General features: G+C 48.8%; 2 protein-coding genes and 1 pseudogene. 1 reads left to right on the top strand and 2 read right to left on the bottom strand.

The window, feature by feature from the left end; all coding sequences use genetic code 11:
• Positions 1 to 94: pseudogene (locus tag ACR0D7_RS19350) on the top strand (IS6 family transposase); the annotation flags it as partial.
• A gap of 83 nt (positions 95 to 177) precedes the next feature.
• Here ACR0D7_RS19350 and ACR0D7_RS19345 read toward each other — a convergent pair.
• Both ACR0D7_RS19345 and ACR0D7_RS19340 read right to left on the bottom strand, forming a co-directional pair.
• Complete coding sequence (locus ACR0D7_RS19345) at positions 178 to 780, bottom strand: DUF416 family protein (protein WP_480680473.1); 603 nt, start codon at positions 778 to 780, stop codon at positions 178 to 180.
• An 11-nt stretch (positions 781 to 791) separates the two neighbouring features.
• Positions 792 to 1,462 (bottom strand): RHS repeat-associated core domain-containing protein (locus ACR0D7_RS19340; RefSeq protein WP_480680472.1); only part of this gene is annotated, 671 nt, incomplete at its 5' end.

Here is a 1,462-nt window from a genome sequence, read left to right as displayed (position 1 = left end):
TCTTGCAGGTATCGAGGTGGCGCACATGATCCGCAAGGGCCAATTCACGCCCGGACTCTGTCCATTCAAACAATTCGCTGAGCTGGCCGCCTAGCTCCGATCCTTGAAACAGCTCGTCGTGCTCAAAACTTTGCAACAGAACCGGTTTTCATAGCTGTGGCGTAAAACCTACCGGATTTACGCATCGATCTCCAAACTACCATTTTGGTTTTGAAACCACAGTCTTTTGATTTCGGTGATTGCAGAACTAACATCCCTATCGAGATCACGTAGGTACAGGATGGCGTCTCTTTGACGTTTGAGCTCAGATTGCACGATTGGATGAGCCAGAATTTTTTCTTCAAGATTCGAGTCTGAAGGATGCATGTCTTCCGCTTCTTGTACATACATATCGACGGAGTCATAAGCCAAGGAGGCTACTTCTAAAACAAGGTCCAGTTTTGGGATAGAAATAAAGGACAGAGTGTTGCTTATGCTAATAGCTGCGTCGAGCGCGGAAGATACGAGTATTGTTTGATATTCTTCAGTGTCCGGCGCTAATGCCACACATTTTTGGGCCATCAGGCGCGAATCCCCTCTAAACTCTCCAGATTCCAGATAATTCCAAGCGCAGTCTAAACATTCCCTCAAAAATTCTTTGCCTGAAAACGAAAATTCGTCACAGAACCTAGCAAAATTCGGATATAGCCTTTCACAGATAGACAACGAGAACGCTAACATTTTCCATTTCGGAAAGTCCGCAACCTCTTTTCTCAGGAATTCTATTTCGAATAAAAGCATCTTACCTTGCTCTATTTCTTTAGAGGACTCAGTGGTTTGACACCTTCTGCTTCTAGAACACCCTGGCATCCTTTGCAGATCGGTCTGCTCGCCGCAGTTCCGACAGGGTCGAGTCCTGCATCCTTCGCATGATTAATTCCAGTTACCTCTGCGTGTCCTGGACCAGTTCCCTCAATTTCGTTCTTTCCGAGCATCTTTCTTTGCGCGGGTCTTAGCCGTTTTTCTGATGAACTGACTACTCGCGTACCCTGTCTGGTTTCGGTGACGGCTATTGTTGTCCTACGTTGAGTAGCTTCCGGAACGGCTTTGTGAATTTCTTCAGCCCTTTCCTGTGCACTTGCTGTTCCTTTCGATCCTGATCCTTTAGAACCTGTCAGGCAACCGATTCCGTCGGCCGCTGCGCTACTATAGTTCCCTTGCGACGCGTTCACACCGGCAGAAACGCAATCCAATGCTCTCATAATTGAGTTCAAAAGGCCGCCGAGACCACGACCAACGCGAGCAATTGCACCGCCCGCTGCCACCCCAGCGGCCGCTCGGCGCACCCAGCTGCTGGTTTCTACAAGCCCTGATGGGTCTGTCCAATTGTACGGATCATTCTCGACGTATGCATACAGATTCAGATCTCCTGCTGCGAATCCGATGGGGTCTCTTTGGATGAACTGCCCTGTTGCGGGGTCGT

It is taken from the genome of Ruegeria sp. BB7 (assembly GCF_056539365.1).
This window is presented reverse-complemented; position numbering and strand designations above follow the sequence as displayed.